Origin of the sequence: Achromobacter sp. SIMBA_011 (genome assembly GCF_046535435.1) — a bacterium.
Classification (GTDB): Bacteria; Pseudomonadota; Gammaproteobacteria; order Burkholderiales; family Burkholderiaceae_B; genus Achromobacter; species Achromobacter dolens.
Genome location: NZ_JAWRWN010001249.1, coordinates 1 through 235 on the forward strand (window position 1 = coordinate 1; position 235 = coordinate 235).

At 37.0% G+C, this 235-nt stretch carries 1 protein-coding gene; it reads right to left on the reverse strand.

Annotated elements, in window-relative coordinates; genetic code table 11:
- On the reverse strand, positions 1-235 hold a 235-nt coding region (locus tag SB816_RS35055; protein ID WP_410548630.1), incomplete at both ends, for a hypothetical protein.

Below are 235 nucleotides of genomic sequence, written 5' to 3' on the forward strand. Positions count from 1 at the left end.
GTAAAGATATATTCATGATCATATCCACGTTTTTCTTTCCATATTCGCATGTATTCTAAAGCCTCTAAGTTAACCATATATTCCAATTGTTTTCCCTCACCTCTGCCTTTACCGATTATTTTATGAGCGGTAATGTAAGGGTTGCCTTCCTTGATGGGATAATCAAGTATCTCTGTTTTAAACTGTACAATTTCAGCTCTTCTAGCACCAACATTGAACGCTGTCGCTAACCAAG